The sequence below is a fragment of the Helicobacter bilis genome (genome assembly GCF_001999985.1).
Lineage (GTDB): Bacteria > Campylobacterota > Campylobacteria > Campylobacterales > Helicobacteraceae > Helicobacter_A > Helicobacter_A rappini.
In genome coordinates this window covers 1,222,217-1,248,551 of the sequence record NZ_CP019645.1, presented here as the reverse complement: position 1 = coordinate 1,248,551, position 26,335 = coordinate 1,222,217, and the positions used below count along the sequence as shown (strand labels likewise).

General features: G+C 35.0%; 29 protein-coding genes. 7 read left to right on the top strand and 22 right to left on the bottom strand.

Features of this window, described 5'->3' with window-relative positions:
* Window positions 1-5: 5 nt before the first annotated feature.
* From XJ32_RS05855 to XJ32_RS05825, 7 genes are all read right to left on the bottom strand, one after another.
* Window positions 6-326 (bottom strand): hypothetical protein, encoded by a 321-nt coding sequence (locus XJ32_RS05855; RefSeq protein WP_077388654.1) that lies wholly within the window; start codon window positions 324-326, stop codon window positions 6-8.
* Between the two features lies 1 nt (window position 327).
* The gene (locus XJ32_RS05850) at window positions 328-690 is read right to left on the bottom strand and encodes a nuclear transport factor 2 family protein (RefSeq protein ID WP_005217418.1); all 363 of its coding nucleotides are present in this window, start codon (window positions 688-690) and stop codon (window positions 328-330) included.
* On the bottom strand, window positions 683-1,405 hold the full coding sequence (locus XJ32_RS05845; RefSeq protein ID WP_005217417.1) for a glycosyltransferase family 2 protein: 723 nt from the start codon (window positions 1,403-1,405) through the stop codon (window positions 683-685). The genes XJ32_RS05850 and XJ32_RS05845 overlap by 8 nt, the downstream gene beginning before the upstream one ends.
* Window positions 1,398-2,036, bottom strand: a complete 639-nt coding sequence (locus XJ32_RS05840) for an HAD family hydrolase (RefSeq protein ID WP_077388653.1) — start codon at window positions 2,034-2,036, stop codon at window positions 1,398-1,400. The genes XJ32_RS05845 and XJ32_RS05840 overlap by 8 nt, the downstream gene beginning before the upstream one ends.
* The gene (locus XJ32_RS05835) at window positions 2,029-2,793 is read right to left on the bottom strand and encodes a PI-PLC domain-containing protein (protein ID WP_077388652.1); all 765 of its coding nucleotides are present in this window, start codon (window positions 2,791-2,793) and stop codon (window positions 2,029-2,031) included. Before XJ32_RS05835 ends, XJ32_RS05840 begins: the two co-directional genes overlap by 8 nt.
* 518 nt (window positions 2,794-3,311) lie before the next feature.
* Window positions 3,312-5,066: an AAA family ATPase gene (locus XJ32_RS05830; RefSeq protein WP_077388651.1), complete on the bottom strand. Its 1,755-nt coding sequence runs from the start codon at window positions 5,064-5,066 to the stop codon at window positions 3,312-3,314.
* Between the two features lie 329 nt (window positions 5,067-5,395).
* Window positions 5,396-6,805: a sodium-dependent transporter gene (locus tag XJ32_RS05825; RefSeq protein ID WP_077388650.1), complete on the bottom strand. Its 1,410-nt coding sequence runs from the start codon at window positions 6,803-6,805 to the stop codon at window positions 5,396-5,398.
* Window positions 6,806-7,054: 249 nt separating this feature from the next.
* Here XJ32_RS05825 and XJ32_RS05820 point away from each other — a divergent pair, with 249 nt between their 5' ends.
* The 7 genes from XJ32_RS05820 to XJ32_RS05790 all read left to right on the top strand — a co-directional run bounded on the left by XJ32_RS05820 (window position 7,055) and on the right by XJ32_RS05790 (window position 13,328).
* Complete coding sequence (locus XJ32_RS05820; protein WP_254422511.1) at window positions 7,055-7,429, top strand: flagellar protein FlaG; 375 nt, start codon at window positions 7,055-7,057, stop codon at window positions 7,427-7,429.
* A gap of 376 nt (window positions 7,430-7,805) precedes the next feature.
* Window positions 7,806-8,099, top strand: coding sequence for a toxin-antitoxin system YwqK family antitoxin (locus XJ32_RS12805; protein WP_254422510.1), 294 nt, complete (start codon window positions 7,806-7,808; stop codon window positions 8,097-8,099).
* 713 nt (window positions 8,100-8,812) lie between these two features.
* Window positions 8,813-10,738: an HsdM family class I SAM-dependent methyltransferase gene (locus tag XJ32_RS05810; RefSeq protein WP_077388648.1), complete on the top strand. Its 1,926-nt coding sequence runs from the start codon at window positions 8,813-8,815 to the stop codon at window positions 10,736-10,738.
* Entirely contained in the window at window positions 10,725-11,399 is a 675-nt protein-coding gene (locus XJ32_RS05805) for a hypothetical protein (protein ID WP_005216804.1), read from the top strand. The genes XJ32_RS05810 and XJ32_RS05805 overlap by 14 nt, the downstream gene beginning before the upstream one ends.
* Before the next feature lie 9 nt (window positions 11,400-11,408).
* Window positions 11,409-12,149, top strand: coding sequence for a restriction endonuclease subunit S (locus XJ32_RS05800; RefSeq protein ID WP_077388647.1), 741 nt, complete (start codon window positions 11,409-11,411; stop codon window positions 12,147-12,149).
* Entirely contained in the window at window positions 12,149-12,727 is a 579-nt protein-coding gene (locus XJ32_RS05795) for a restriction endonuclease subunit S (protein WP_077388646.1), read from the top strand. The genes XJ32_RS05800 and XJ32_RS05795 overlap by 1 nt, the downstream gene beginning before the upstream one ends.
* A gap of 76 nt (window positions 12,728-12,803) precedes the next feature.
* Window positions 12,804-13,328 (top strand): restriction endonuclease subunit S, encoded by a 525-nt coding sequence (locus XJ32_RS05790; RefSeq protein ID WP_167619989.1) that lies wholly within the window; start codon window positions 12,804-12,806, stop codon window positions 13,326-13,328.
* Between the two features lie 63 nt (window positions 13,329-13,391).
* Here XJ32_RS05790 and XJ32_RS05785 read toward each other — a convergent pair whose 3' ends face one another.
* The 15 genes from XJ32_RS05785 to XJ32_RS05715 form a co-directional block, all read right to left on the bottom strand.
* The gene (locus XJ32_RS05785; RefSeq protein WP_254422509.1) at window positions 13,392-13,811 is read right to left on the bottom strand and encodes an MFS transporter; all 420 of its coding nucleotides are present in this window, start codon (window positions 13,809-13,811) and stop codon (window positions 13,392-13,394) included.
* 318 nt (window positions 13,812-14,129) lie between these two features.
* Window positions 14,130-14,471: a TIGR04076 family protein gene (locus tag XJ32_RS05780; RefSeq protein ID WP_077388644.1), complete on the bottom strand. Its 342-nt coding sequence runs from the start codon at window positions 14,469-14,471 to the stop codon at window positions 14,130-14,132.
* Between the two features lie 67 nt (window positions 14,472-14,538).
* A complete protein-coding gene (locus XJ32_RS05775) occupies window positions 14,539-15,147 on the bottom strand; it encodes a sugar O-acetyltransferase (protein ID WP_077388643.1) in 609 nt (202 codons plus the stop codon).
* Between the two features lie 282 nt (window positions 15,148-15,429).
* Complete coding sequence (locus XJ32_RS05770) at window positions 15,430-15,615, bottom strand: hypothetical protein (protein ID WP_155761463.1); 186 nt, start codon at window positions 15,613-15,615, stop codon at window positions 15,430-15,432.
* Between the two features lie 9 nt (window positions 15,616-15,624).
* Complete coding sequence (locus XJ32_RS05765) at window positions 15,625-16,677, bottom strand: DNA adenine methylase (RefSeq protein ID WP_077388641.1); 1,053 nt, start codon at window positions 16,675-16,677, stop codon at window positions 15,625-15,627.
* Complete coding sequence (locus XJ32_RS05760) at window positions 16,658-17,578, bottom strand: Dam family site-specific DNA-(adenine-N6)-methyltransferase (RefSeq protein ID WP_077388640.1); 921 nt, start codon at window positions 17,576-17,578, stop codon at window positions 16,658-16,660. Before XJ32_RS05760 ends, XJ32_RS05765 begins: the two co-directional genes overlap by 20 nt.
* A complete protein-coding gene (locus tag XJ32_RS05755; RefSeq protein ID WP_077388639.1) occupies window positions 17,575-18,966 on the bottom strand; it encodes a hypothetical protein in 1,392 nt (463 codons plus the stop codon). Before XJ32_RS05755 ends, XJ32_RS05760 begins: the two co-directional genes overlap by 4 nt.
* A 102-nt stretch (window positions 18,967-19,068) precedes the next feature.
* Window positions 19,069-19,335 carry a DNA adenine methylase gene (locus XJ32_RS05750; protein WP_077388638.1) on the bottom strand — a complete coding sequence of 89 codons (267 nt, stop codon included), beginning with the start codon at window positions 19,333-19,335 and terminating at the stop codon, window positions 19,069-19,071.
* A gap of 135 nt (window positions 19,336-19,470) precedes the next feature.
* Window positions 19,471-20,610 carry an aldo/keto reductase gene (locus tag XJ32_RS05745; RefSeq protein ID WP_077388637.1) on the bottom strand — a complete coding sequence of 380 codons (1,140 nt, stop codon included), beginning with the start codon at window positions 20,608-20,610 and terminating at the stop codon, window positions 19,471-19,473.
* A gap of 9 nt (window positions 20,611-20,619) precedes the next feature.
* Window positions 20,620-21,936: an NTP/NDP exchange transporter gene (locus tag XJ32_RS05740; RefSeq protein ID WP_077388636.1), complete on the bottom strand. Its 1,317-nt coding sequence runs from the start codon at window positions 21,934-21,936 to the stop codon at window positions 20,620-20,622.
* Window positions 21,933-23,147 carry an MFS transporter gene (locus XJ32_RS05735; protein ID WP_077388635.1) on the bottom strand — a complete coding sequence of 405 codons (1,215 nt, stop codon included), beginning with the start codon at window positions 23,145-23,147 and terminating at the stop codon, window positions 21,933-21,935. The genes XJ32_RS05740 and XJ32_RS05735 overlap by 4 nt, the downstream gene beginning before the upstream one ends.
* Before the next feature lie 44 nt (window positions 23,148-23,191).
* Complete coding sequence (locus tag XJ32_RS05730) at window positions 23,192-24,178, bottom strand: aldo/keto reductase (RefSeq protein WP_437339615.1); 987 nt, start codon at window positions 24,176-24,178, stop codon at window positions 23,192-23,194.
* A gap of 9 nt (window positions 24,179-24,187) precedes the next feature.
* On the bottom strand, window positions 24,188-24,676 hold the full coding sequence (locus XJ32_RS05725; RefSeq protein ID WP_077388634.1) for a cupin domain-containing protein: 489 nt from the start codon (window positions 24,674-24,676) through the stop codon (window positions 24,188-24,190).
* 148 nt (window positions 24,677-24,824) lie between these two features.
* Window positions 24,825-25,688: a carboxymuconolactone decarboxylase family protein gene (locus tag XJ32_RS05720; RefSeq protein WP_077388633.1), complete on the bottom strand. Its 864-nt coding sequence runs from the start codon at window positions 25,686-25,688 to the stop codon at window positions 24,825-24,827.
* Window positions 25,689-25,897: 209 nt separating this feature from the next.
* Window positions 25,898-26,317 carry a MerR family transcriptional regulator gene (locus tag XJ32_RS05715; protein WP_077388632.1) on the bottom strand — a complete coding sequence of 140 codons (420 nt, stop codon included), beginning with the start codon at window positions 26,315-26,317 and terminating at the stop codon, window positions 25,898-25,900.
* Between the last annotated feature and the right edge of the window lie 18 nt (window positions 26,318-26,335).

The window sequence follows — 26,335 nt, the reverse complement described above, 5'->3', positions numbered from 1 at the left end:
AGATTCTATACTTTATACTTATCGTTTGTAACTGAGGGTGTTTTCACAACTGCGGTAATGCAATCACTCAAGGCTAAAAAGTCGCTAGACTCATTTGGCTCTATTACGATAATATCACCTTGTTTGTATTCCTTGCCCCTCATGCGGACACTTCCTGTTACAATCACGGTGATTTCTGTGGCAATTTTGTGAGTATGGCACTCTTCATAATCACCTTCTTTGTAATATTTGATACCTACTTCAAAATCTTTAGTTTGAATGACTGATGGAGTAAAATCACCCACAAACCAACCCCGTATCATAGAATCTAAACTATAAAGCTGCATATTATCCCTTTGGCATGTCAAGATAGGCGCGCAATTCTTTCATTAAAAAAGTTTCATTGCTCTTTTCCCACTCTATAATATCCACACCCTCTAGTAAGACAGAATCTATCTGCAAAGAAAACTCGATTAAAGTAGTATTTTCACAAACAAAGATGTTTCTTGCTTTAAAATTTAATGCCTTGCAACCATCAAAAATACCCTGCATTGCTTTTAAACACGCTTCCTTTCCCTGAATTCCATTTACTGCATTCTTTTTAATCTCTGGATCGCATAGTGTGAAATCTGTGCATAGCATATTAGAAATCGCATTTATATCCTTTGTGCCAAAGGCTTTTATGTAGTCTTGTGTTAATTGCTTAAGCATTGTGTATCCTTTCAAACTCTGTAATCTTAGCAGGACTATAAAAAGTATGATATTGTTCTGCCGGTATGTTATAAACGGCAATTTTTTGATTTTTTAAAATCATTTCATTAAGACAAGGGGCAATATAATATTTTTCTTCATGTGCTATTTCTTTATAAATCATGCTTTGTGTAGATTCTACAAAATATCTTCCGTGTTTAAAATAGAAAAATCCCGCTATGGCATTTTTACTTAATGGCACTTTTTCAGCAACTTGCACAACAAAGCCATCATTATCCAAACACGCATAAGCGTAGCGTGGATGAATGGAGGGAAATGTAATAACACCTGCATCAAAATCTGCAAAATATTTTAGAATCTTAGATAAATCACAATCTAAAATTTGATCTGCATTGCATATAATAAGCCCATTATCATTATTAATGTATTCAATCGCAAATAACGCACTACATGCCATACCCGCAGTGTCATTTTTTAACACGATAAATTCTGTATTTGGACTTAATAGCTTGATTGTTTTATCTAAATGATATTTATTCACATACATTTCACGCAACACAAAGATAAATCGTGCATTAGGAATTAAAGCAAGATTCTCTAAGCAATGCTCTATCATAGTCTTACCGCAAATCTCAATAAGTGGTTTAGGGAAAATATTGACACTTTCATCAAAAAACATACTTTTTCCTGCCAAAGGTATAAGCACATTAATCATTTGCATTCCTTTCAAAACGATCTATATGTGATTGAATATTGTCTAGATTCACATCTAAAACGCTTTGGACTATCATCACATTTGCCCCTGTAGCTTTAGCTGCTTTAATGCCGTGATCATTATCTTCTATTATCATCACTTCGTCTGGTTTAAGCTGAAGTCGTCCTATTGCCTTATTATAGATTTCTGGGTCTGGCTTTGGCTTTTTTACATCTTGGTTTGAGAGATAGAAATCAAGGTATTGTAAAAGAGCTGATTTTTGCATCATGGTTTCAATGGTTGCTTGTATTGAGTTTGAACATACGGCAAGTTTGTAGCCCGCTGATTTTAGCTTTGAGAGAGCGTATTCATGGATAAAAGTTGGCTTACAAGAGGCATAGACAATCTGCATGGTATAGAGTTGCTTCATTTGATTGATAAAATTATGAAGTCCTTGTGGTAGATTTCTCTCCATAGATAGCATTTCTAACTTTTTCTTTGTTGGCAATCCATCGAAAGTAACTAAATGGTCATAACGGCTAATTTGCATGCCAAACAGCCCTAATGCCTTATTTAACGCTTCATAATGCCAATCTTTTGCTTCAATCAACACTCCGTCCATATCAAAAATAACCGCTTTTATCTTAGCCATGAAAAAACTCCCTTGCTGCTTGTGTATAATCCGTGCAAAGCATGATTTTATTATGCAATTTATGCTTATTTATAATGTATCTATACTCGTCCCATTCACGCCAAAAATCTCGCTTATGTAAATCTGGTGATACAATGCAAATTTGCTTATTTTTATCCAAATGTTTAAGAATTATTTCTTCACTAATCCAATGATTACAAAACTCATCAAGCCATACACCTTTTGCTTTATCATACAATGCAGGTATTTTTTCATATTCACTCTGCCTTGTAAAGACATTCATATCATGTTTTATATAGTGAAGCGTATCTGGCAAAGACATATCAAAGACAAAATAATTATCAATGCAATATTGTTGCAACGCTTTTTTTAGTGGCACACAAAGTCCATCTGCTTTAATGTTTAGGGCAAGTGTGAGATTATTACCATGTTTTTGATATGTTTGCAAAAAAGTCTCAAAAGATTCTGCATTAGAATCTGCCATATCATGCGAAATCACTAAATCCAAACAATAATCTCTAATATCTGTCTCAACACCATAACCCAAACTAAAACTTTCATGAAAATTTTGCAAACTATTACCAGATTTATGTGCCTTTATGTTAGATTCTATGTTTCTTTTTATTGCGTTATTTTCATTATGAGAAAATGCGTTTTTTCTTTCTATGTCTGTTTTTATGTTAGATTTCACATTAGATTCTATAACTGCATTTGCCTTTATATAATGGTTCAAACCCCTATGTGCTAAGATAATCATCGCCTCTATTCTCTCTTTATAAACTCATGCCGCAATTTACAAAAAAAAAAAAACGATTTGCAAATATTTTGATTTTTTTTATGTGATTATCATCTTTTGTAAGATTAGAAAAACAATCTATTTTGTTTTCTCTGACAATTTTTTACTCCATAAAATTGATGAGGTGTTAATTTTATTTTTCTTATTTACTTTGCAATAACCTGATGAAAATTTAGCAAATGATACACATAATGTTTCATTAAATAGTGCCCTCAAGTGCCTGGACATACTTGCATCATTAGACATAATCCAGTTATCACTTTGAAACCTAATGCCACAAACATTATAATCCCAATCGTCCCAACCAAACTTTACCTTGTTTGTCCTCTACAATGAAATACCGCTTACCATTATTCTTAAAATAGTCTTTAATGTATTGCTTTTGCAAACCCACATCATTGTAGTTGGATTGAATTCAGATTTTAGACTACAGCACAATTTTATGATAAATGCCATACTTGTTATGCTAAATACAATATCTAAGAATTTAGAATCTTCTGTATATCTTCTTTTGTGATTTTTTCGTGTTCTATGAGTGTAGTGGCAATGCGTTCGATATAATGTTTGTTTGCAATGATAAATTCTTTATGCTCTTGCTTTGTAGATTCTAGAATCTCTAAAATATCTTCATAGTCAGTAAGCAATCTTTCACCCATGCCATAATCTTCACACATTTTTTTTGCAATGAGTTTTGCCCTCTCAATATCATGTTGTGCGATTGTAGCAATGCCTATATTATGGACTTCAAGGGCTAGATTACCACTTAGGGCGATTTTTATTTCTGCGATGAGATTATCCCTTGTATAGTAGTCGTAGTTATTGTTTTGCGGTTGAGATTCTATTGCGGTGTCAATTAGCATGATTTTTTGAAAATCTGGTAAAAGCCAATATTGCGATAAACCTTTTGCGGCATTATAGATAGCAAGCATTTGCTTTTCTTGTTTGCTTAGGGCATTTTGCCGCCTTTTCCCAAATAGGACTTTATGGCTTGTGTCTGTTATGTCTTGCATGGTGATTGCATTGCGATTATGACGCAGGGCATTAATAGCGGCTTCATTTACAAGCGATGCAATATTTGCCCCGCTAAAGCCCACGCAAAGCTTTGCTACTTCATGCAAATCAAGCGTATAAGCACGATTGCGTAAATGCACTTTTAGAATCTCCGTGCGTTCATTTAAATCGGGCAAATCAACATAAATGCGTCTATCAAATCGCCCACTACGCAAAAGCGCGTGATCCATAACATCAACTTGATTGGTCGCACCGATGACAATAACGCCACTTTGATCGCTAAAGCCATCAAGTTCAGTCAATAGCTCATTTAGAGTGCTTTCCCATTCTTGATGATTATCCGCACCCCTTGCTTTACCGATAGCATCTATCTCATCGATGAAAATGATTGAGGGCGCACAAGCCCTAGCCCTAGCAAATAGCTCTCTTACTCTCTGTGCGCCAACTCCTACATACACTTGCACAAAAGATGAGCCGCTATGATAGAAAAAAGGCACACCACTCTCCCCTGCAATAGCCTTTGCGATCATAGTTTTACCCACACCGGGCGGTCCTACAAGCAATACCCCTTTTGGCAAATATATCCCTAAATCTTGATATTTTTTTGGATTCTTTAAATAATCAATGATTTCTAATAAATCATCTTTTGCTTCTTTAATCCCAGCGACATCACGGAATCTCACCGAGCTTTTCATGGGCTCTAGTGTTAGCGACATTTCAGTTGTATCATCATTGCTATATGAGTTTGTATCTGTATTTGTAGAATCTTTATGCCATATTTTTGGCTCAATCTCTTCATAAAGTATGTAGAGTATAACCCAGCCTATTAAAAATACAACTATTGCATAACATATCTTCATTATAAGCGAAGTTTTGGGGGCAATCACAGGTAGTCCATTATCGATAAAAGAGAGATAAAGACCGCAAGTTTTTTTAATATTTGTCATCTTGTCTTTATCTGTTTTAGAAACAATTCTTGCATTTAAGCAGCCATATAGCTTTGTCGTTAGAATCTTATAAATCTTTTCATCTGCCATATAGAAATATGTGTGTTTATCACTGACTAGTATTTGCTCGACTTCTTCTTGTTGTAATGTCTTAACTAGTGTGTTAAAATCAATTGTAGTTGTATTCTCTTTTATAAGAATATAGCTAGTGATACTAACGCATAACGCCCAGATACACAAAATAATTGTAAAAAGCCATTCTTTTAACCACGCCATTTTATCCCCATGATATAGTGTGTCGTATAAATTGTATTTTCCTTACGAATCTAGATTCTTGTCATATTTGCAAGTGTAGGCAAGAGTTTCGCTCGTGCGAACATGACGAAAAAGGCGAAATATCTTTGCTTGAAACTTCTTTGCATTTTCCATACTAGATGTTTCGCTCCGCACAACATGACAATATAAGAATCTAAAAAGAATCTAGCTTTCATTCACTTGCACCCTAAACCCTGCACCACCTATTAAAAGTATAGATTCTAAAATTGCACCTTAAAAACCAAGTAGCTAAATCTAAAGCATTAAAGATTCTAAATTATAGAATCTAGCTACTCTTTAGCTTCAGAATCTATGCTTTGCTCTATTTGCTGTTGTTCTGGCACAGGTTCAGCTGATTTTGGATTCAGTAAATGATAAATATTATAAATAAAAATAGCACTTACCATGAGTGGGGCTAAGATTCTAATCGCAAAAAGCCAAAAGTAAAACATAACAGGTGTAAAGTAATGGCTAGTCCATTCTCTTAAATGCTCTGTTTTAATCGCATAGCCCACAAAGATTGTCGCCAAAAGTCCGCCAAGCGTCATGATAATATTAGCACTAAGCCAATCCATCCAGTCAAATAAGCTTTTTCCAGCAATAGTCAATTCCTTATGCCCTTCATTAAGCGAGAGAATAAGCACAGAGCCGATTAAAAACACTACAAGGCTAACAACCCACGATAGCATAACTCTATTTTTCCCCGTTTTATCCTCAAGCCATTTTACTGCTGGTTCAAGCAATGAAATCGTGCTTGAAAGCCCTGCAAAGCCTAATCCAATCATAAATAACACACAAATCACGCTACCTACTGATCCCATCTTTCCAAATAAAACAGGCAGTGTGATAAACACGAGTCCAGCCCCCGCACCAACATCATCTTTGGTCCCATACTCAAACACAAAAGTAAATATCATAAGCCCTGCAACAATAGAGATAATAATCCCGGGGATAAGCACCCACATAGCCGCACTGAAAAGATTCTGCTTTTTCTCTGTGAAAGCCGCGTAAGTAACGATGATACCAATACCTAGAGAGAGTGAGAAAAAGACTTGCCCCATAGCTTCTATTAATACTTTTGGTGTGATTTTGCTAAAATCAGGGTCAAACATAAAAGCTACACTCTTACCAAATGAATCTAGTGTCATAGCATAGATAAGCAAACCAAAGAAAATCACGAACAATAAAGGCATAAGCGTGAAATTCAGCTTTTCAATCCCGCTTTTTACACCCTTTGCGACAAAATATGCGGTAAGAATCATAACGTTTGCAAAACTCATAATTTGTGCTTCAAAGTTTTGAGTGAGATCCCCAAATAATGTTTTAGAATCATCTATATTTGTAGGCAAATGAAAGCTTACCACACCAAAATAATACACCACCCAGCCAAGCACAATACAATAAAAGGTAAGAATAACGGGACCACCGATAATAGTAAATCCAACCCAATGCCACTTTTTATGATCGCTTTCATCAAGCTCATAAAAGGCATCTTGTGCGTTTTTCTGTGTGCGATTCCCAACAAGCATTTCAGCAATAAGCATAGACACACCAACCGCCACAGAGATAATGAGAAATAAGAGGATAAAAGCAGCACCGCCATTTTGCCCAGCCATAGTAGGAAAACGCCAAATATGCCCCAAGCCTATGGAGCTTCCAAGTGTCGCCATGATAAAGCCAATTTTAGAAAAGTTTGTCATCTTGAACCTTTATAGAATCTTACAAGTCTAGTGTCTTTGTGTTTTTAACAAATCATAGATTATAGCAAAGTTATGGCAATATGCGATAATGCGATGCAAAAATAATGTTTTTGTGAGAATAATGTTATAAAATCAGTAGAAAATCTTTAGAATCTTTGTTTAGAAAATGTTGTAGTTTGTCGATAGTTTGCTATAATTACCGCTAATTTTCTATAGAAATAGAGGTAAGTATTTTGTTTCAAGGAGGCTATGATGGAGACACAAGGAAGTTCATTATCATCATTGCAACACCAAATTATGGCTTTTATAAGCAGTGGAGGATTTGAGCAAGGAAGATCAAATACTCCAGCAAAAGCACATGAAGAAAAGCAGGCGGCTAACACTTATGATGATTCCCAATTGCGAGAGCAAATGACGGAGTTATCGCGTAAATTGCAAGAAGAAATGCGTAAAGCAAATACAAATATTGACTTTTCTTACAACGATGAGATTAAAGCACTTGTAGTAACCGTGCGTGAAGCGACAGGACGGAGAGTTATACGAGAGATTCCATCGCCAGAAGCCATTGAGCTTATGATGAAAATGCGTGATATGGTCGGCAATATCTTTGATGAAAGGGTTTAGATTTTCATAATGTGCTCTAACTAAACCTTTGGGCGAATTTCTAATATAGAATCTAAAGATATTTCGTGCTTACGCACTCAATATGACAAGGATTAGATCTAATGTGATGCTTTATCATGTTGATAGTAAGCCGTTTATTTTTGATTCCAGATTCTAAGTTTGTTGTATTCTAAGTGATTATCATATGCTAATGCTTGTCATGTTGAGCGTAGCGAAACATCTAACACTAGAGAATCTAAATTTAAGCGACTTGGAATCTAAGTTGTGTAAAATCTAAAAATCTAATAAAATTTAGACTCTAAGCTTTTAGTTTCCACATATTGCTTGATATTTGTTTTTTGTAGAATCTAGTTTTATTTTAGCTTAAAGGATAGTTATGGGATTTAAAAAGCTTAAAAGCAAAAATGTGTTTTTATCAATGATTTTGTGTAGTGTTACTTCTTTTTCACTCTTATATGCGGATAATTTAAAGGAATGTCAAAGCAAAGAGGATAAAAAATCTGAGTGTGTTGAGAAAGTGTATGATGACAATAGAATCTTAGGAACTGAACTTCCAATTAAAAATGGGGTATTACATGGCATAGGAAAACATTATTATAAAAGCGGAGATATAACAAGAGAAATACAATATACAAATGATAAAATCAATGGTATTGTAAGATTCTATTAATGAAGGAAAAAAGATTATCTGGCAAGCAACCGCACAAAATGGAAAACTTACTCGTGGGAAATACTCTAGTGGTAAAGCCCTAACAAATGTACATCTCACAAGATTAAGTAATGAAATAAATCAGAGTCAAAGAGGCGGTGCTTATTGGTATGATATGTGAAAAATAAATGAAATGCAGATTCTATACCACTTAGGGTGGCTGCAGTGTTTGGGGTGCATTTACAAGATTTTAGAAATTTTAGAATCTTGTGCTAAAAGCGTGTTTGCTCCTATATCAAAAAAATGCTAATCTACCTGCTAAATGCCGTGAATTTTTAAGAAAATTCGCCCATTGTTGTTGGATTTATCGTTAGATTCTGTTTGATTTGTCATTGTAAATTCCTTGTGTTAAAATGAGAAGGGAATCTTATATTTTTTTTGTTTGTCAAGTAAAAAATTTCTGTAAAATTTCCGCCAATTTTCCACCGCATTTTCACTACATTTTTTTGCTAAACTTCTTGCGTTAAATGCTAACAAGATTCTAGCCTTTCACATACTTTTGCAAATGCGCTTTGTATTCGTTTATGTATCGCTCTATTTGCGGATTTTTCACCACATAGCCTAACACCTAATGTAGCTCAAGGGGAAATGTGAGATTCTTATTACCAACTAGATATGATAAGTAGCTGAAAAATTTGTTATACTTCTGCTTTTTGTAATCACAAAGGAATACAATGGCAAGAAATGAGGTAAAAACAGATTCTTGGGTGAGGGATTTATTAAAGGTTGCAAACATACCTTTTGCAGAGCAGGGAGGAGGAACTAAAGAGCTAGATGAAGCGTTTAAAACTGCTTCCAAAGCCCTTAGCGGTAAAGCAGGCTATCCAGACTTTTGTGCGGTGGTAAAAGACTTTGTATTTGTGTTTGAAAACAAAGCGGATATAGATAAGCATTGCAAACTAGATTCAAAAAATTGCATTGATTTAGAAAATGCAGATTCTGTGAAAAATTATGCCGTTAATGGTGCGATTCATTATGGCAAACACTTAGCCAAACACACAAATTATAAAAAGATTATTGCCATAGCTGTAAGTGGCAATGAAAAACGCCATAAAATCACGCCTTATTTCATCAATGAAAATGGCTTTGTAACTAAGGATTTAAAAGATTTAGAAGACTTTATTGTCTTTAATGAATATAATATTGAAGAATACTATACTAAAGAGATTCTAAAAGAACAAACTAGCCAAGAGAAAACAACAGAGCAACTTCTAAAAGATGCGAAAGAATTACACGAAGATTTACGCAACTATGGCAATTTACGCGATACTGAAAAGCCTATCGTAGTTTCTGGTATTTTACTTGCCCTAGAAGAGATAAAGTATAAAAACTTTGATTTAGAGCGACTAAATACAGATAAGCAAAAAAGCGATGGGATAAAAATCTATGAAGCCATAGCAGATAATTTAAAACGCGCAAATGTCCGCCCTGAAGTGAAAAAAGATAAATTATTAAGTCAATTCTCTATCATAAAAGATACACCAAAAATCAATGAAACTAACAGCACCTTAGGCAAAACACCGCTAAAACATTACACAGAATTTCTCTACAAACGCATTTATCAAAATATTAAATACACGCAAACAAGTGAGGATATTTTAGGATTATTTTATAGCGAATTTATGAAATATGGCGGTGGCGATGGACAGACTTTAGGCATTATACTAACCCCTAAGCATATTTGTGAGCTTTTTTGTGATTTAGTGGAGTTAAAACCTAATGATGTTGTATTTGATCCTTGTTGTGGAACGGCTGGATTTTTGATCGCTGCTATGCATAATATGCTTTCACAAGTTACAGATGAGACACAAAGGCAACATATCAAAGAAAATCAACTTTTTGGCATAGAAGAAAAGCCTGATATGTTTTGCATTGCCACGACTAATATGATTGTGCGTGGTGATGGTAAAAGTAATTTAGAAAATAAAGACTTTTTAAAGCAAAATCCCTTTGAGCTTCAAAAAGACATAGCCGCAAGCATTGGTATGATGAATCCGCCCTATTCTCAAGGCAGCAAAGCAAATCCAAATCTTTATGAAATCGCCTTTAGCGAACAGCTTTTAGATTCTCTCACTAAAGGTGCAAAAGCGATTGTGATAATCCCGCAAAGTGCCGTTACAGGAAAAAGCAAAGAAGAAAAGGCGATTAAAGCAAATATTTTAAAAAAGCATACCCTAGAAGGTGTCATCACTTGTAATAAAAATACCTTCTATGGTGTAGGCACAAACCCTTGTATAGCCATATTTACCGCGTGGATTCCACACCATAAAGACAAGATTTGTAAATTTATAAATTACGAAGATGATGGCTTTGAAGTACAAAAGCATAAAGGTTTAGTAGAAACCATACACGCTAAAGATAAAAAGGCACATTTGCTAAAAGTCTGGCGTGATGAAATGGAAGCAGAATCTAAATTTTGCGTGAAAACTACCATAGAAGCCCAAGATGAATGGCTACACAGCTTTTATTATTTTAATGATGAGATTCCAAAATACGAAGATTTTGATAAAACAATGGCGGATTATCTCACATTTGAATTTAATATGATAACGCACGGACGGGGATATTTATTTGGTTTAGAGGGAGATGATGATAGATAAAGAAATATATCAACGACTTTTTTCACAAAAAAGACTAGATAGCTATGCGGATTTGAAAGAACATTTAGATAATTTTAAGTTAATAAACTCTATCGCAGCAAAAATGGGGCTTATAGAAATTGTGCTAAGAAATAGCATTGATTATATGGTAAGCATAAATGATAATGAGTGGATTTTAAAATCTCTTTTAAATACCAAGTTAGCCCATCATCAAGCATTATCGCAACAGAGTTTGGGCTTTTGGCTAAGAGTGGTGGATTTTTACAAGATTCACAATCAGCTTTTTACAAATAAGTTTTTAAAAAGCTTAGATTTTAAGCGGTATTTTATGGGGAATAAGAATAGGTTTAGCAATAAAATAGAGTTGCAAGACTATCAAAAAGTAAGTTTGTTGTTGCTACTTTTTAAAAATTTACGCAATAGGGCATTTCATTTTGAAAATCTCTACAAGCTAAACAATGATAACAAGCCGCGATTAAGTGCGTCTATACAAAATAAAAACAATCAAAAAATGATTATAAATCTAGCAACAGAAAATATTGAAATCTTTTTAGATGATATATTGATGGGTTTAGTAGAAAAATCTTTAGAAGGATTAGGGGAAAAGCATCCCCTCGAAACAAAAAGAATTGTAGCAGAATTAAATCAAGGAATCAAGTAAGGAGACAATATGAATGTAGATTCTATGAAATGGGGCGAGTTTAAAATTTGTGATTTGTTTGAGGTTTATACGGGTGCTTTGGTTAATCAAAGTGAGTTTTCAAATGGTAAGATACCACGCATTACGGCTACAGATTTAAATAATGGTATTGCATTTTTTACGCAAAATGTAGAAAATAAAAATTTTAGAACTTTAGAAAATTTTATTAGCATTTCATTTTTAGGCAGTGTGTTTTATCAAAAAAATAAAGTAAGTTTAGATATGAAAATCCACGCCATTAAACCTAAAAATAAGGAACTTAATGTGTATATAGCCTTATTTTTGATACCTCTTATTAAAAATTTTACCTTTAAATACATGTATGGTTATCAACTTTCTACGCATATATTAAAGATTCAAAAACTTATGCTTCCCATAGATTCTAAAGGCAACCCAAACTACGCTTTTATGGAATCTTGTATGCGTAAGTTAGAACAAAAGCACTTAACAAAAATCATAAAATACTATAAAAATAAGCTCTTAGATTCTAATGGGGGGGGGGGGGGGATAATATTTGCCACCCACCTTATCTTACTGAATCTTCACTTTGCTATACCGATTCTATATCCTGCCATACTGATTTTTTATCGCGTCATACCGATCTTTTGCCTTGTCATACTGAGCAAAGCGAAGTATCCCAAAGACATAACGAACAATCCCACACTTTTACAACAAAGCAAAACCTTGCAACTTTCCTTGAGGGTAGCCTAATGGAAATTGCAAAGAATGAATTAAGTTTAGAATCTGTGCAGTGGGGCGAGTTTAAAGTTAGTGATTTGTTTGAAAGAATAGAAAAAGGTAAGTGTAAAAACTTTAACCAAGAAACCAAAATTTCTAAAAATGGCGTTTCTTTTCTATCTGCTACAATCAATAATAATGGTGTGAGTGCTTTTGTTGAAAAAAATAGTCTTTTGCAAAAAGGAAACTGCATAATGTTTGTTAATCAAGGTGATGGGGGAGCTGGATATGCTGCTTATAAGCGAGAAGATTTTGTTGCTACAACAAGCTGTTCTTTTGGTTATGCAGATTGGGTTAATAAATATACAGGCTTATTTGTGGCAAGTATATTATGTAGATTTAAAGAAAAATATTCTTTTGGTTATGGACGCACAGAAGCAAGACTGAAAAACGATGTTGTTATGCTTCCCATAGATTCTAAAGGTAATCCACACTATGAATTTATGGAATCTTTTATGAAAAACTTAGAGCAAAAGCATTTGCAAAAAATCTTAGCTTATTATACACATAAACTAGATTCTAGCGGGGGGGGGGGGGGTAATACCCTTTGATTATAATGATTATTGTGCTTTTATAGAATCTAGTAGGCAAGATTCTACCTTTTCTTATACTTGCAACCTTGATAAATTGCAATGGAGAGAGTTTGTCGTAGGTGAAATATTTGAAGTAAAAGCTACAAAAAATGGAATTGATAAAAATAAGCTTAGTGGCAAAAAAGGTAAAATCCCCTATATCACACGCACAGAAAATCAAAATGGCGTTGATGACTTTATCGCAGAGCAAGAAAATTATCTTAAAAATGAACGCAATGTAATCATTATAGGGCTTGATACGCAAACTGCTTTTTATCACAATAGTGAGTTCTACACAGGACAAAATATCCAAATTTTAAAAAATGCAAACCTTAATCAATACAATGCTCTTTTTATGATACAAGCCTTAAGAAACCTAATGACTAAATTTAATTGGGGAGGCAATGGGGCAACGCTAACAAGACTAAAAAGAGGTAAAATTCTTTTACCCATAGATTCTAAAGGCAATCCAAACTACGCTTTTATGGAATCTTTTATGAAAAACTTAGAGCAAAAACATTTAAGAAAAACCATAAAATACTATGAAAATAAACTTTTAGATTCTAAAACAAAAGCCTAGTATCTATCAAGAAATCTCAAAAGTTAAATCCCCCTTAGCCCTTATGCCTTCTCTAATCGCACCCTAAATAGCATTGGCTACACCCATAGATAAAAGTAAAATGGCACAAAGGGCGGTGTATTGCGTATTAAGCAGTGAAATGCAAAGTCCGCATAGAGCCACACCTGTGCTTAAGCCGATATTTGCCGATGAGACAAACAAGCCATTTGCAAAATCAGGGGCTTGTGGATAGGGGTGTGTTATCACATAATGTGTGGCATTATTGACAACACCTGCCAAGATTCCAAGTAGCACCGCAAATATAAGCAGCACAACCCCTTGCTTTGCAAACACAAATATCAACACATACAAACATATCATTCCAAGCAAAGGGGCAATAGGCGCACAAAACACAACCACAAGCGAAAATACACTCACACTCCAGCCCACATCATCAATGGATACGCTAAATTTCTGTGCCACAATGGGGATAATCCCCATCATTCCAAGCTATGTGCTTAAAATCCCAAATACACCAAAACATAAAATCCACAATAAAAAATTATGATTCATCTTTTTCCTTTTCGTATAAAAATAAATGTGAAGTGAAAGTATAAAACCTGACACTTGGTGTCTGTCAAGGGGGAAAATAAAAAAAATCTATATAATTTTAGAATCCTCTTATATCAAAATGCTTTATCTCACAATCCCTATATTAGATTCTAAAGTGTTTTTAGAATCTTTGAAAAATGTTGTAGCCAATTGCTATCATCTTTGTTTGTAAATTGTAATTGCCAAATTTCTTACTGCCATTTCTAATTTTCACTCATTGTAAAAGTCATCTGCCTGTGCTTTAGAATCTAGCCTTGTGAGTTTAAAAATCACAGGACGGATTCCATCATTGCACGAGTTTATCGCCACACCGGGCTTTTGAATCCAATCTTTAAAATAAAATACGCTGTCCTTATCGCTATGTGCGAGTGCAAATACATATTGATAAATCGCCTTCCACGCTTCATCGCAGAATCCTTGCGGTTTATCAAAGCCAAGCGAGATAAAACTCTCTCCAACCTTGTGTATAGGACACACGCATTCCACGCCATATTCTTTAGCTAATTCTTCATCAAAATGCGTTTTTATCACTTCAATTTTCACTTTACACATTGCTTTTCCTTTACATTTGGCGTATTAATATTATACTTAGTTTTCATCTCATTTAGATTCTGTGCTTTCAAAGCCTTTTTAGAATCTTAGCGGGATTTCCGCCTACAATGACATTTGGCGGGACATCTTTAGTTACCACACTTCCTGCGGCGATGATTGAATTTTCCCCAATGGTAACGCCCGGGCAAATCGTGGCATTTATCCCTATCCACACCCTATCTTTTATCACAATGGGCTTACAAAAAGTCGCCTTGCGATTATAGGGGTTAAAATCGTGATTGATTGTGGTTAAGCACACTTTAGGAGCGATAAACACATCATCGCCAATTGTAATCCCGCCCCTATCCATAAAAGTGCAAGAGCTATTCATAAAGAAGTTTTTGCCTACCTTGATATTGCGTCCAAAATCCACATAAAAAGGCGGGAATATCCAAGTGCTACAATCCACTTCATAGCCTACAATCTCGCTAAAAACAGCCCTTACGGAATCTTTATCTAGTGCTTGTGTGTTTAGCTTATGGACTAACTTTTGCGTGTTTTCTATAACGGCTAAAATCTGTGAGAAATCCTTATCATCTGGGCTTATTAGCTCTCCATTTATATCCCGTGTGAAAATATCTCTATCTGTGCTTGGCGTAGCGTTTGTTGTAGCTTTTGCTTTGTTAATGTTTTGCATAGTTGTGTCCTTGTAGGTTTTTGTAGAATCTAGTAGCAATCTTGCGATTAAGATTCTAAGAAATGTCCTTTTGCCCTGCACACATTTGACTAAAATCTAGAATCTTGTCATATTGAGTGCATAGCACGAAATATCTTGTTTAGTTTCTATGCTAGATACTTCAGCTTATAGCTTCAGTATGACAACCTAGAATCTACAATGCAAGTATAAAGCCTGACACCTAGTGTTTGTCAAGGGGAAAATGCGAGATTTGCAGAATAATTATAAATTTTCAAGCATTGTTTAAATTTGGGTTTGATACCACTTACTACCCCAATTTTCACTACTGCTAAGGGCTTGTTTAAACTTTGGCATAAGAGCGTTGTAGCTTAGGCAAGATTCTAAGATTTTGATTATATCATCTGTGCTTAGGGGTAGGATTTGCATTCCTTTGATATGTGTTTTGTTTAATTGTAAAAATTTCTTCACAAATTGCAATTAAAATTTTTCAAGCACCCATAAGTATTCAAATACACCATTTTTCTGCACTTTAGCATTACTTTTAAATCGCCTATAAGGAATTTCATAAAAACTTACTTTACCAAAGGATTCTAAAAGCTTGAAAATAGAATCTTTTTGCATAATTCCATCACTATTGTAACTTAACACTAAGTTTTTATAGCAAGGTAATTTTGCAATATTTTCTAGCTGTATTAAAGCAGTTTTTGCGTTACAAAATAGGCTTTTTTGCTTCCCCCACTCACGCATTCCAGCCACACCTTTAATGCTAGGATTATCATATCTTGCAAGGGTTTCTAGTAAATGATAATTTGGGGCGTATTGTCTTTGATTATAAGGCGGGTCAAGATAAAGTATATCAATAGACTTTTTAAAACCTTGCAAAATCTTTACGCTATCCCCGCAAAAGCACTCCCCGCTTATGCCCTGCGAAAACTCAATAGCCTTTAACATAAAAGGCTTTAAGGCTCTTTTATCCCAACTCTTACAAAATGCTGCATACACACCTGCCACATTTGCAAATAAAGACACAGATTCTAAAAGCGTGGCAAGGAGAATAAAATACTCACTCTCGTTGATATGATTTTCATTTTTCCATTGCTCTATTTGCAAACGCATCACATCTATTTTTTGTGCGTTTTCTTGTGTGAAATACATTCTTGCATTTGTCGGGCTGGGTGCATAATGTGTGCTAATAAAGCCTTGCACACCACGCAAAGAATTTAAAAAATTTAGCACCTTTTCATAAGGGGTGTTAAAAAAAGTGGGGTTTTGCAAGGATTGTTTTTCTAGTAAAAGCTTTTCAAAAGTTGGAATCCCATACTCCAAATATGCTTTTTGCAAACAATAAGAAAAATACAGCATATCACTACTATATACTTTAAAGCCTTTATGCCTAAAGAATTTCCCCACACTTACACTGCCGCTAAAAACATCAAAAAAGCTTTGGTTTTCTGCCTTAATAAGCCTAAGTTTTTGTAAAAAGTCATAAATGATGGGGGCTAATTTTTCTTTATTGCCAATAAAACGCATTATCCGCCTTGTAATTTGTAATGAATACTTCTTGCGTGTGTTGTTTATCCCTATATTTTGCTTGATAATTTGCATTTGTATAGTGTGCTTGTATAGTGTAGATATAAAAATTATGCGTCTCTAACCATTGTTTTAAAAGCTTATTTTCTTGTCCTTTGTGGGTAAGGACATTTGAAAGCCCAAAGAGAATGCCTTTAGAATCTAGTTTGCTAAGAGAGTTTAAAAGCCGTTTTTCTAGGCTTTCATTCCAGCCGCTAAAACCCCTTTTACCATCATTATAAGTGCCTTGCGTGATAAGATAGGGTGGGTCGCAATACACAAACAATTCTTTATCTTGCATAGAATCTAAAGTGCTAAAAGCTTCACTAAAATCAAGGCTAGAAAATGTGATACTGATTTGTTGTAGGGATTGTATAAAAGCAATGAGATTGATTTTCATTTGTGGGTTAAAACTTGAGCGATTTCTGCCAAAAGGGGTATTAAAATGATGTGCGTTATTAAAGCGTATTTGATGATTAAAACTAAAAGCAAGAAGTGCAAGTAATTTTAAAGGATGTTTATACGCATTATAATCCTGTCTTAAAAGTTTATAACCCTCTGCATTTTCTTTGCTTAAAGCGTAAAAATGTATAATTTGCTCTATTTCTTGCAGTGTTTTTTCTAAAGGATTTTGTTGCAAAAATCTTAAAAGAGCGATAAGATAACTTAAATTATCATTTGCCAAAATTCGCTTAGCATTGACATTGATTGCTACATTACAACCTCCACAAAATACATCTATAAAAGTATCAATTTTTTTAGGAAATAAGGGTAGGATTTGGGGTAAGATTTTGTATTTTCCACCAATATAATTGAGTGGGGATTTGATATAGCTTGGTTTTGAGTGTATTGTTTTTGTCATTGTGGTTTCCAAAATGCGAGTAAATTTTCTAAGCTTTGTATAAAAATTTTTGGTGCTTTAATCCCTAAAATCATCTTACCTTTTTCATTAAGTAAAAAGCCTACTTCAATATCTATAATTTCCTCACACAAAGAGCCATAAAGCACAAGGGTGCGGATAATTTTATAATTTTTATAATATTTTGAAATATATTCTGTCTCTATGCAATCATAATTGTTTAATTCTTTGATTCCTTGTTGTTTGTTGATATATTTTTTACCCTCAATATTGATAATTTCAAGGTTTTTAGGGTCAAGCAAAATCAAATCAGGAATAAAAAGCCTTGCCTTTTTATTGCCTTGCTTATAAGATTGCTTATCCTCATATTTTTGTAACGCTATGTAATTACCATCTGCTGTTAAAAAATAGCTTTTTTCACATCCTGCGTGATTTTCAAAAATTCCATAAGCACTGCTAAAATGCTCCACAACAAGATGGATAAAAATTGTCGCAAGTTTCTCGCCTTGTGTTTCATAATGCCAATATGTTTGTGGTAATTTTGCTTTTGGAATTGTAAGTCCATCTAAGTCAATATGTAGCACATTTGCTATTTGTATAAATTTATTATTTTTACCAAGATGTTTTTGTTCTAAGCCGTGATGTGTGATAGTAAGATTCTCTTTAAACCCCAGCTTTCGTAACGCTGCACAAATACCACTTACCGCCCCAATATTTGGGTCGTGAGATAGGGTATTTGCTTTAAAAAGTCTTGCACTTATAAAGATTGTATCTTTAACTTTGTGGATGTTGAGTGGAGTATTATTTTTTGGTGGTTTTCTCATTGAATTTTTATAGGCTACCAATTCTTCAATATTTTCAAAAGGTTTTAAAATCTCATTATTTTCTCTAAAATCCTTTCCCATAATCTCCACACCCAAAGTGCGTAAAATCCTTGTGCCAAAGATTGAAGTTTGTGTGGGTTTTTTGAGTTCAGTTTTAAGATTATAAAGCATAATTTTTGTTGTCTGTGGATAAAAATTGTTAAGATAGACAAATTTAGTAATGCGTTGATATACGCCTGTATTTCGGCTTTCACTATCATTTGTCTTTGTCTCTTCAATCGCATAAAGTGGAATATCTTTAGGGGTAGGCTCATTCTCTTGAAAAAACACAAGATAATCTACAAAACTACTCGTCCCACTTACAATTTTGACATAGATTTTTTTAAGTCCATTGCACGACACACCTAGAATCTCATAGCTAAACGCAAAGCAATTTTCTTTAACAATGGGTAAAATCTTAAGAGTATCTATAAAAGCACAAAGCTTTTTATCCTGTAAAAATCTTGTGATTATAGTGTGTAACACTTCTTGTTTTGGTCGCTCTTCTGTGAGAATATAGAGATTCATTGTTTGCCTTTGTGCTTTGTGGGATTATACCACAGAGTTCTTGCATTGTGTAGTCACTCCCTTGCGGAATGTCATAGAAATAATTAAGGCATATTTTCTAGCTTAAAATTTTTCTAAATCAAAAGAATCTTGTGTAAAAAAGCCTTGATAAATGATGAAATTTGAGTGTAAAAAGTCATTGATGATAATATTGCTAAACTCACTCTTTTTAGCAAAATACTCACTCACAACCCCTGTGCCACCAAACACATCAAAAAAGCTAAGATTTTTCCTTTCTCTATAATCAAAGCTTTTTAAAATGCTTGTATCAATAGAATCTAAAAGCTTTGTTTTAGCTCCTGTATAGCGGCGAGATGAGAGAGAAAACATTTTAGCCTTTCTTTGCAAGTATTAATTGTAAGTATTAAAAGGCAGAATTATACAACATTTGCGTAAGTCTAGCATAACTTAAGGCAGTGGATAGAATCTGCCTTAAAATTATGAAGCCTTTTGCTAATTGTAAGCTTATTGTCCCACTCTCTGTGCTTGTTCTGGTGGATAGCGATCGCCTACAATAGCGATATTATCAAGCTTAGAATCTAGCCATTTTATATCTTTTTGCGTCAATGTAACTTGCAAACTCTGCACATTTTCTAGCAAATGCGTGGGGTTTGTCGTGCCAAAAAGTGGGATAATGTAGGGCTTTTTAGCGAGTAAATAGGCAAGGGCGATTTGTGCAGGAGTTGCATCTTTGCCATTTGCTCCCTTTGCCTTGCCAAATTCTTGCAAAAGTGTGATGATTTGATAATTTGCCCTCATCGCTTCATCTTGGTATCTAGGAAAAGTTGCGCGATTATCATTGCTTGGGTCAAAGTCGCTATTTTTTGTAAGCTTACCGCTTAAATACCCTCTAGCCAAAGGTGAATACGCCACAAAGCCTATGCCTAATCGCTCTAAAGTCGGCAAAAGCTCACTCTCTACATTTCTCCACATAAGATGATATTCACTCTGCACCGCACTCAAAGGGCAGATTTTATGTGCTTTTTCTACGCTTTTTGCACTTAGCTCACACACGCCCCATCGCATTACCTTGCCCTCTTGTATAAGGCTTTTCATCGTATCTGCGACTTCTTCTATGGGCGTTTTTGGGTCAAATCTATGCTGATAAAGCAAGGGCAAACTCTCTAGATTTAATCGCTTTAAGCTCTGCTCTACAACTTGGCGGATTCTCTTTGGCGATGAGTTTAAATCATCACCATTTGCACCAAAGCCAAACTTAGTAGCAATAATGACTTTATCTCTATAAGGTTTTAGAATCTTGCCTGTTAAAATCTCATTGCTATCTGGTCCATACACTTGTGCGGTATCAAAGAAATTTATCCCATACTCAAGTGCTTGTGCGACTATGTTTGAGGCTTCTTTTTCGCTCAATCTTTTGCTTCTATGATAGTTTAGCCCCATACAGCCAAATGCAAGTGCAGAAACTTGCAAAGGGTTTGTTTTGCCTAAGGTTCGCATAGGCATTTGCCCTTTTAGATTCAGTGTAGTTTTATACGGATTAGAATCTGCCATAAGCACACTGCCTACACCACTTCCAAGTATTGCCGCCATTGCGGTAAGTTTGCCTGAAGTCTTTAAAAACTCTCTTCTATTTGTATTTTGCATAGTTGTCTCCTAAGAGTAAAATTTTTCATCTTGATTTTTGGCGTGTAAAGATTCGTGCATTTTAGCTAGTTTCACACCAAGCATACCCCATACAAACGATAAAAGTGCGCCAACACAAAGCACAAATATCACTCCAAAAGAAGCAAAAACTCCCTCAATCTGTCCGCTTAACATATCACCTGCACGATACAACACACAATCAAGGAAATTTTTCACTTTATATTTTTCATTTGCACTTAAGGGGACAAATAGCATTTCTCTCCCGGGTTTTACAAGAGCGTATTCACCAATCCTACGCACACTCATCACCACAGCTAGAGGCACAAATGCAGGGTGCATAAAGGCTAAAAATACAAAGCCCAAAGTCAGCACAAAGCCTAGTGAGCCAAGCAAAGCCGATAGCCCAAAGATTCTAGTAATTTTTGCAGTGAAAAATATTTGTATAATAAGGCTACAACTTTGCACGATAAAATCAATCCCAGCAAATGCTTCTATGCGAGATTCTCTAGTAGAAAAAAGCGTATTGATTACACGCGCTTGTTCCATATATAAAAATGTGGAAATGCTTGTGAGTAAAAGGATAAAAAAACTAACATATAACAAATACCTTGAATGCAAAATGAGATGAAAACCGACAAAAGGATTTTTCGCATCAATGCTTTTCTCAAAACGAGCAAACAAAGCTACTTTATTATATTTTAGACTTTTCTTTTTTAGAATCTGCATTATACATATCTTACACACAAGGGCTAAGAGTAAAGACCCGAGTGCCACAAACACAAAAGTAGAGCTTGAAATATGGCGAGATAAAAAGACTACGACTAAAGCCCCAGAAATACTACCAAGACTAGCTCCAGCAGCTATCATACCAAAAAGTCGCATACTTGATTCTCTATCAAACACATCAGCAAGCAAACTCCACGCTGAACTAAATACAAAAAGATTAAATACACTCACCCAAATATAAAAACTACGACTGAGCCATAAAAACCCATTGCTTCCAGATTCTAGAATTTGCATAGCAATATAAAATATTGCAAGATTGAGTGCGAAAAAAACTATTACACAATCTACATAAAATTTTCGCTTGATTTTTGTGCTTACAAACATAAGAGTAAGACTCGCAATAATGCAAATAATAAATGTCCCCATAAAAAGCCATTTAAGTTCATCTTGTCCGCCTTCTATACCTAAAGCATCACGCAGTGGTCGCAAAAGTGCATAAGCGAAAAAGAGCATAAAGATAAAACAAAAAGCCCAAATAAAAAGTGGTAGCTCATTTCTTTTGATAGGAAATAGATAATAACAAAAATCCAGCACTCTCATTTATGCTCCCTATGAATTGCTACGCCATTTTTTGCATTTTTTAGATATACCAATGCGACAAGCATAATCATTCCAGCCCATAAATAAAATTGTGCTTGAAAACCAATGGCAAGCACGATGGGTGTAGTAATTATGGGGCTAATAAATTGCCCAAAGAAAAGGCAGCTTGCCAATCCGCCATACGCCCTTGCTCTTACTTGTGGTTTGGCTATACTAAAAAGATAGTTACTATTATTTGTAGTAATTATTCCTCCAACTATTCCAAAAATAGCAAGAGCACAACAAGTTACTATAAAATCATCTATCAATGCCACAAGAAAAAACCCTAAAGACTCAAAAACAAATGCATATACATAAATAGATTCTATACTCAAAAATATGCGTAAATTTTTATAAAAATATGCAGAAAAGGCATAAAAAATTCCGGGTATCGCCATAGCCAATCCTATATATTTTTCCTCCAATCCTAGAATATTCTCTATATAGTGGGGAAACTGCACACCAGCAAGATAATATATCATCATTACAAAAAAACCAGCAAAATATATTTTTATAAAATTTTTATAATCTACTTTTGAATCTTGTTGTAATATTTGCGTATTTTTTCGCAAGATTCGTGGCTCAAAAAGATAAAAAATACACAAAATAAAAATACAAATTCCACTTGCATAAACATAAAACACATAATGCCAAGAAAAACTTGCCAAATACCCAGCAATAATTGTCAAGCCAGCACCGCCCAAAGCCATCACAAATCCTTGCAAACTTAACGCTTTCTCCCTTCTTCCATCGCCCACTGCATAATAGTCTCCAAGCAAAGCAGAAGCTGCTGTGGTAATGAAGCTTGAAGCTATGCCAAGCACACAGCGACTTGCAAGTAAGCTATAAATATCATCGCACCACGCACCCGCACAGCCTGCTATCACCCAAAATATCATAGCAGGATAAAGAAACTTAAGCCGACCAAACTTATCCATTAAAATCCCAGCCAAAGGCGTAAGACACATCATAAATAATGCAGGTATGGTTACACTAAGCCCCACTAAAAGCTCAATATGTGGTGTGTCGCTAAACTCTCTATATATAGCGGGTAATGCTGGGGTGATGAGAGTTGGACCTAGGATTGTCATCATCGCCGCAGAAAACAATGCGAGTTTAAATCCTAGCCTTTCAGTTATTGTAATAATCTTTGTATCAAATTTATTCATCATAATCCTTGCTTATTCATAAACACACAAACCAAACACGATAGATTCTATCTTTTCATTGTGTTAATACGCTTTGTATTCTCCACATCTCTATGGTCAAAAAAGAGACTTGTTTTTGTGTCAAGTTTTGCGATTTGTGCTTTATCGTTGGCATCAAGTTGAAAGTCAAAGATATTTATATTTTCTATCATACGCTCTTTTCGCGTTGTTTTAGGGATATTGATGATATTTCGTTCAAGCAGCCAACGCAAAGTTATTTGTGCGACACTTTTGTTATATTTTTTTGCAATTTGTATTAAGATAGGATTATCAAAAGTCCCTTTTCTGCCCTCGCCAAAAGGTGCCCAAGATTCCATTGCCACACCTAAGCTTTGTAGATTTTTTTGTGCTTCTATTTGCTGGTGAAATATATTGCATTCTATTTGATTGATAGCGGGTTTTATTTCATTATTGATACAAAAATCCACAATCCTATCAGGATAAAAATTACTCACACCAATAGCTCTTATAAGCCCATCTTTATAAAGCTTACTCATCGCCCTCCACGCACCATACACATCATTATAAGGCTGGTGGATAAGGTATAAATCTAAATAATCTAAGCCTAGCTTTTTTAGAGAATCTTCAAAAGCTTTATACACATCTTTTTCATTTGCGTGGCTTACCCAAAGCTTTGTAGTGATGAAAAGCTCTTTCCTTTTTATTCCGCCTTTTATCGCATTTTGTATCGCTGCTCCAAGGGCAGATTCATTGCCATAGCTTTGTGCAGTATCAAAAAGGCGGTAGCCTACTTCTATCGCATCTTCTACGCTTCTTTGACACTCTTTTAAATCAGTGATTTGATAAGTCCCATAGCCCAAAAGTGGCATTTTCACGCCATTGTTTAAAGTAATGTATTGCATTGTGTCTCCTTTTTGTTGTTTTGAATGAGTTGTGCCTTGTGCGATAAGCGGATAGGCGAGTGCATTTGTAGCCAAACTTAGGGCTACAATTTTGCCTGAAGTCTTTAAAAATTCTCTTCTACTATCTTGCATATTTGCCCCTTATTTGACTTGTTTAATCGCTTGTAAATACTCTTCATCGCTTAGCTTATCGCCCCATATCACATTAGAATCCTTATCATATTGCGTTAGGGCGATATGTGTGCCGCTAGATTCTAGTCCAGCTCCGTGCCAATGCTCTACATTCGGCGGACAAGAAATGCTCTCCCCTACTTCTGCTTTGTGGATAATGCCATCTTTTGTGCCTGTGTAAATCACACCTTGCGTAACAATGAGTGTCTGTCCAGCGGGGTGAGTATGCCAAGCCGTCCTAGCCTTTGGGCTAAAATGCACCTTTGCACCGCTAAAATCTCGCCACGCATTTTTGTTAAATAGCATTGTAACTCCAACTTCACCACTAAAGTTTCTAGAATCTCCTTTCATCTCTGTTGCATCTTTTGTAATCTCTTGCATAGATTTTTCTCCTTGTGCGAAACATATTGATACTATACTTGCTAATATACCTGATAGGATAAACCTATTTACTTGCATATTTGTCTCCTTTGAGTATTTGATAGAATCTAAGTTTTTAAGCAAATATTAGATTCTAAAATAAAAGTATAAAGCCTGACACCTAGTGTAGCTCAAGGGGCTTTGCATAATGCTTCTGCATTTTGTGCTAAATCTCATACCCAACCCCTTAGCCTTTAAGTGTTATGCTATCAAGTGCTGCAATGGCATTAAGACTTTTTGGATACCCAATATAAGGCACCAATGCCGTGATAACACCAAGTAGCCTTTCTCTATTATTACCCATAGCAAGATTCCCGCTTATATGGGCTTTTAGCTGTGATTCTGCCCCGCCTAAAGCTGCAATATATACAAAAGTTAAAAGCTCTCTAAATTGAAGCTCTATACCATCTCTTGTGTAATAATCCCCAAAGCAATTTGCTGATAAAAATTGCCTTATATGCTTCTCATCTTGCGGGGCTTGTGCGTTGGCTTTGTCAATTGTTGCACCAAAGATTTGTCGCTGAATGTTTAAGCCCTTTTCTTGCCTGTTTTTTCTTGTGGTTGTGCGTTTAGATTCTAAAGGCAGGGTAATATTATGGGCTGTAAAAATGCTATTTGTTATACCTATAAACGCACTCACTTGCCCAAACCCCACATAAGGCACGGCTTGATAGATAATCTCCTTAATCACAATGGGCTTTATACTATTTTTCAGTGCTGCTTGAAGCATAGTTTTATACATTTCCAGCGATTGTGTAGCTATCAGTGCTGCTAATGTAAGCTTGATATAGTCTTGCAATTCTAGCTTTGATTCCAAGAATGCTTCATCAAGGGCAAAGTTCATAAATATTTCAAAAAACTCTGCATCATCTGCGATGTCCATATCCAAAAAAAGCTGAGCAAAATGCTCTTTTGCTCTCTGTGTTAATTGCATTTTTATCTCCTTTTTCTTATGTATATTTTCTGCAAAAACAATATCACCCATAAGCAACGCTCCTGCTCCTATGCTAACTTTTTGTAAAAAATCTCTGCGATTTTGTTTTGTTTTCATTATGTGTCCTTTAAAATAAATGTGAAATATTTAGAATCTTATTGATTCTATGTGTGAAAGTATAAAGCTTGACACCTAGTGTCTGTCAAGGGGAAAATGCAAGATTTTTGAACTTATTTAGATTAGGGCTTGAAAGCGGCTAGAATTTCAAAGTTAGGTTTAAGACTAAGGAAATATAGCCTATTTGACTAAGGGCGATTAGCAGTAGCTTAGCACTGCTTTTCACACTCTTTATAATCCCTGCTTTGTGGGTTAAAGGTATCTACGCCCTTTTCTATCATCTCATCATACATTCTAAGTTTTGTCTCTAGTCTTTGTGAAATCTCTTGCAATGAAGCGATATGTGCTTGTAAATTTGCATAGCTTTTTTGCAGTAATGCCCTGCGTGTTGGTGCAGTTTTAATACCCCCGCTTAACGCCTCCGCATACTCTCTAATTTCTTTCAGGCTCATTCCACACTGCCTAAGCCACTCTATCCACTTCACCCACTCCATATCGCTTTTTGCAAAGTAACGCACCCCATTTTCATCGCGTTCTACAAAGGGGAATAGCCCCTTATCAAGCCAGAATCTAATCTTTCTTGAAGGGATATTTGTTGCCCTCTCAACTTCTATGATTGTATATGCCATTTGTTTGTCCTTGTCGTT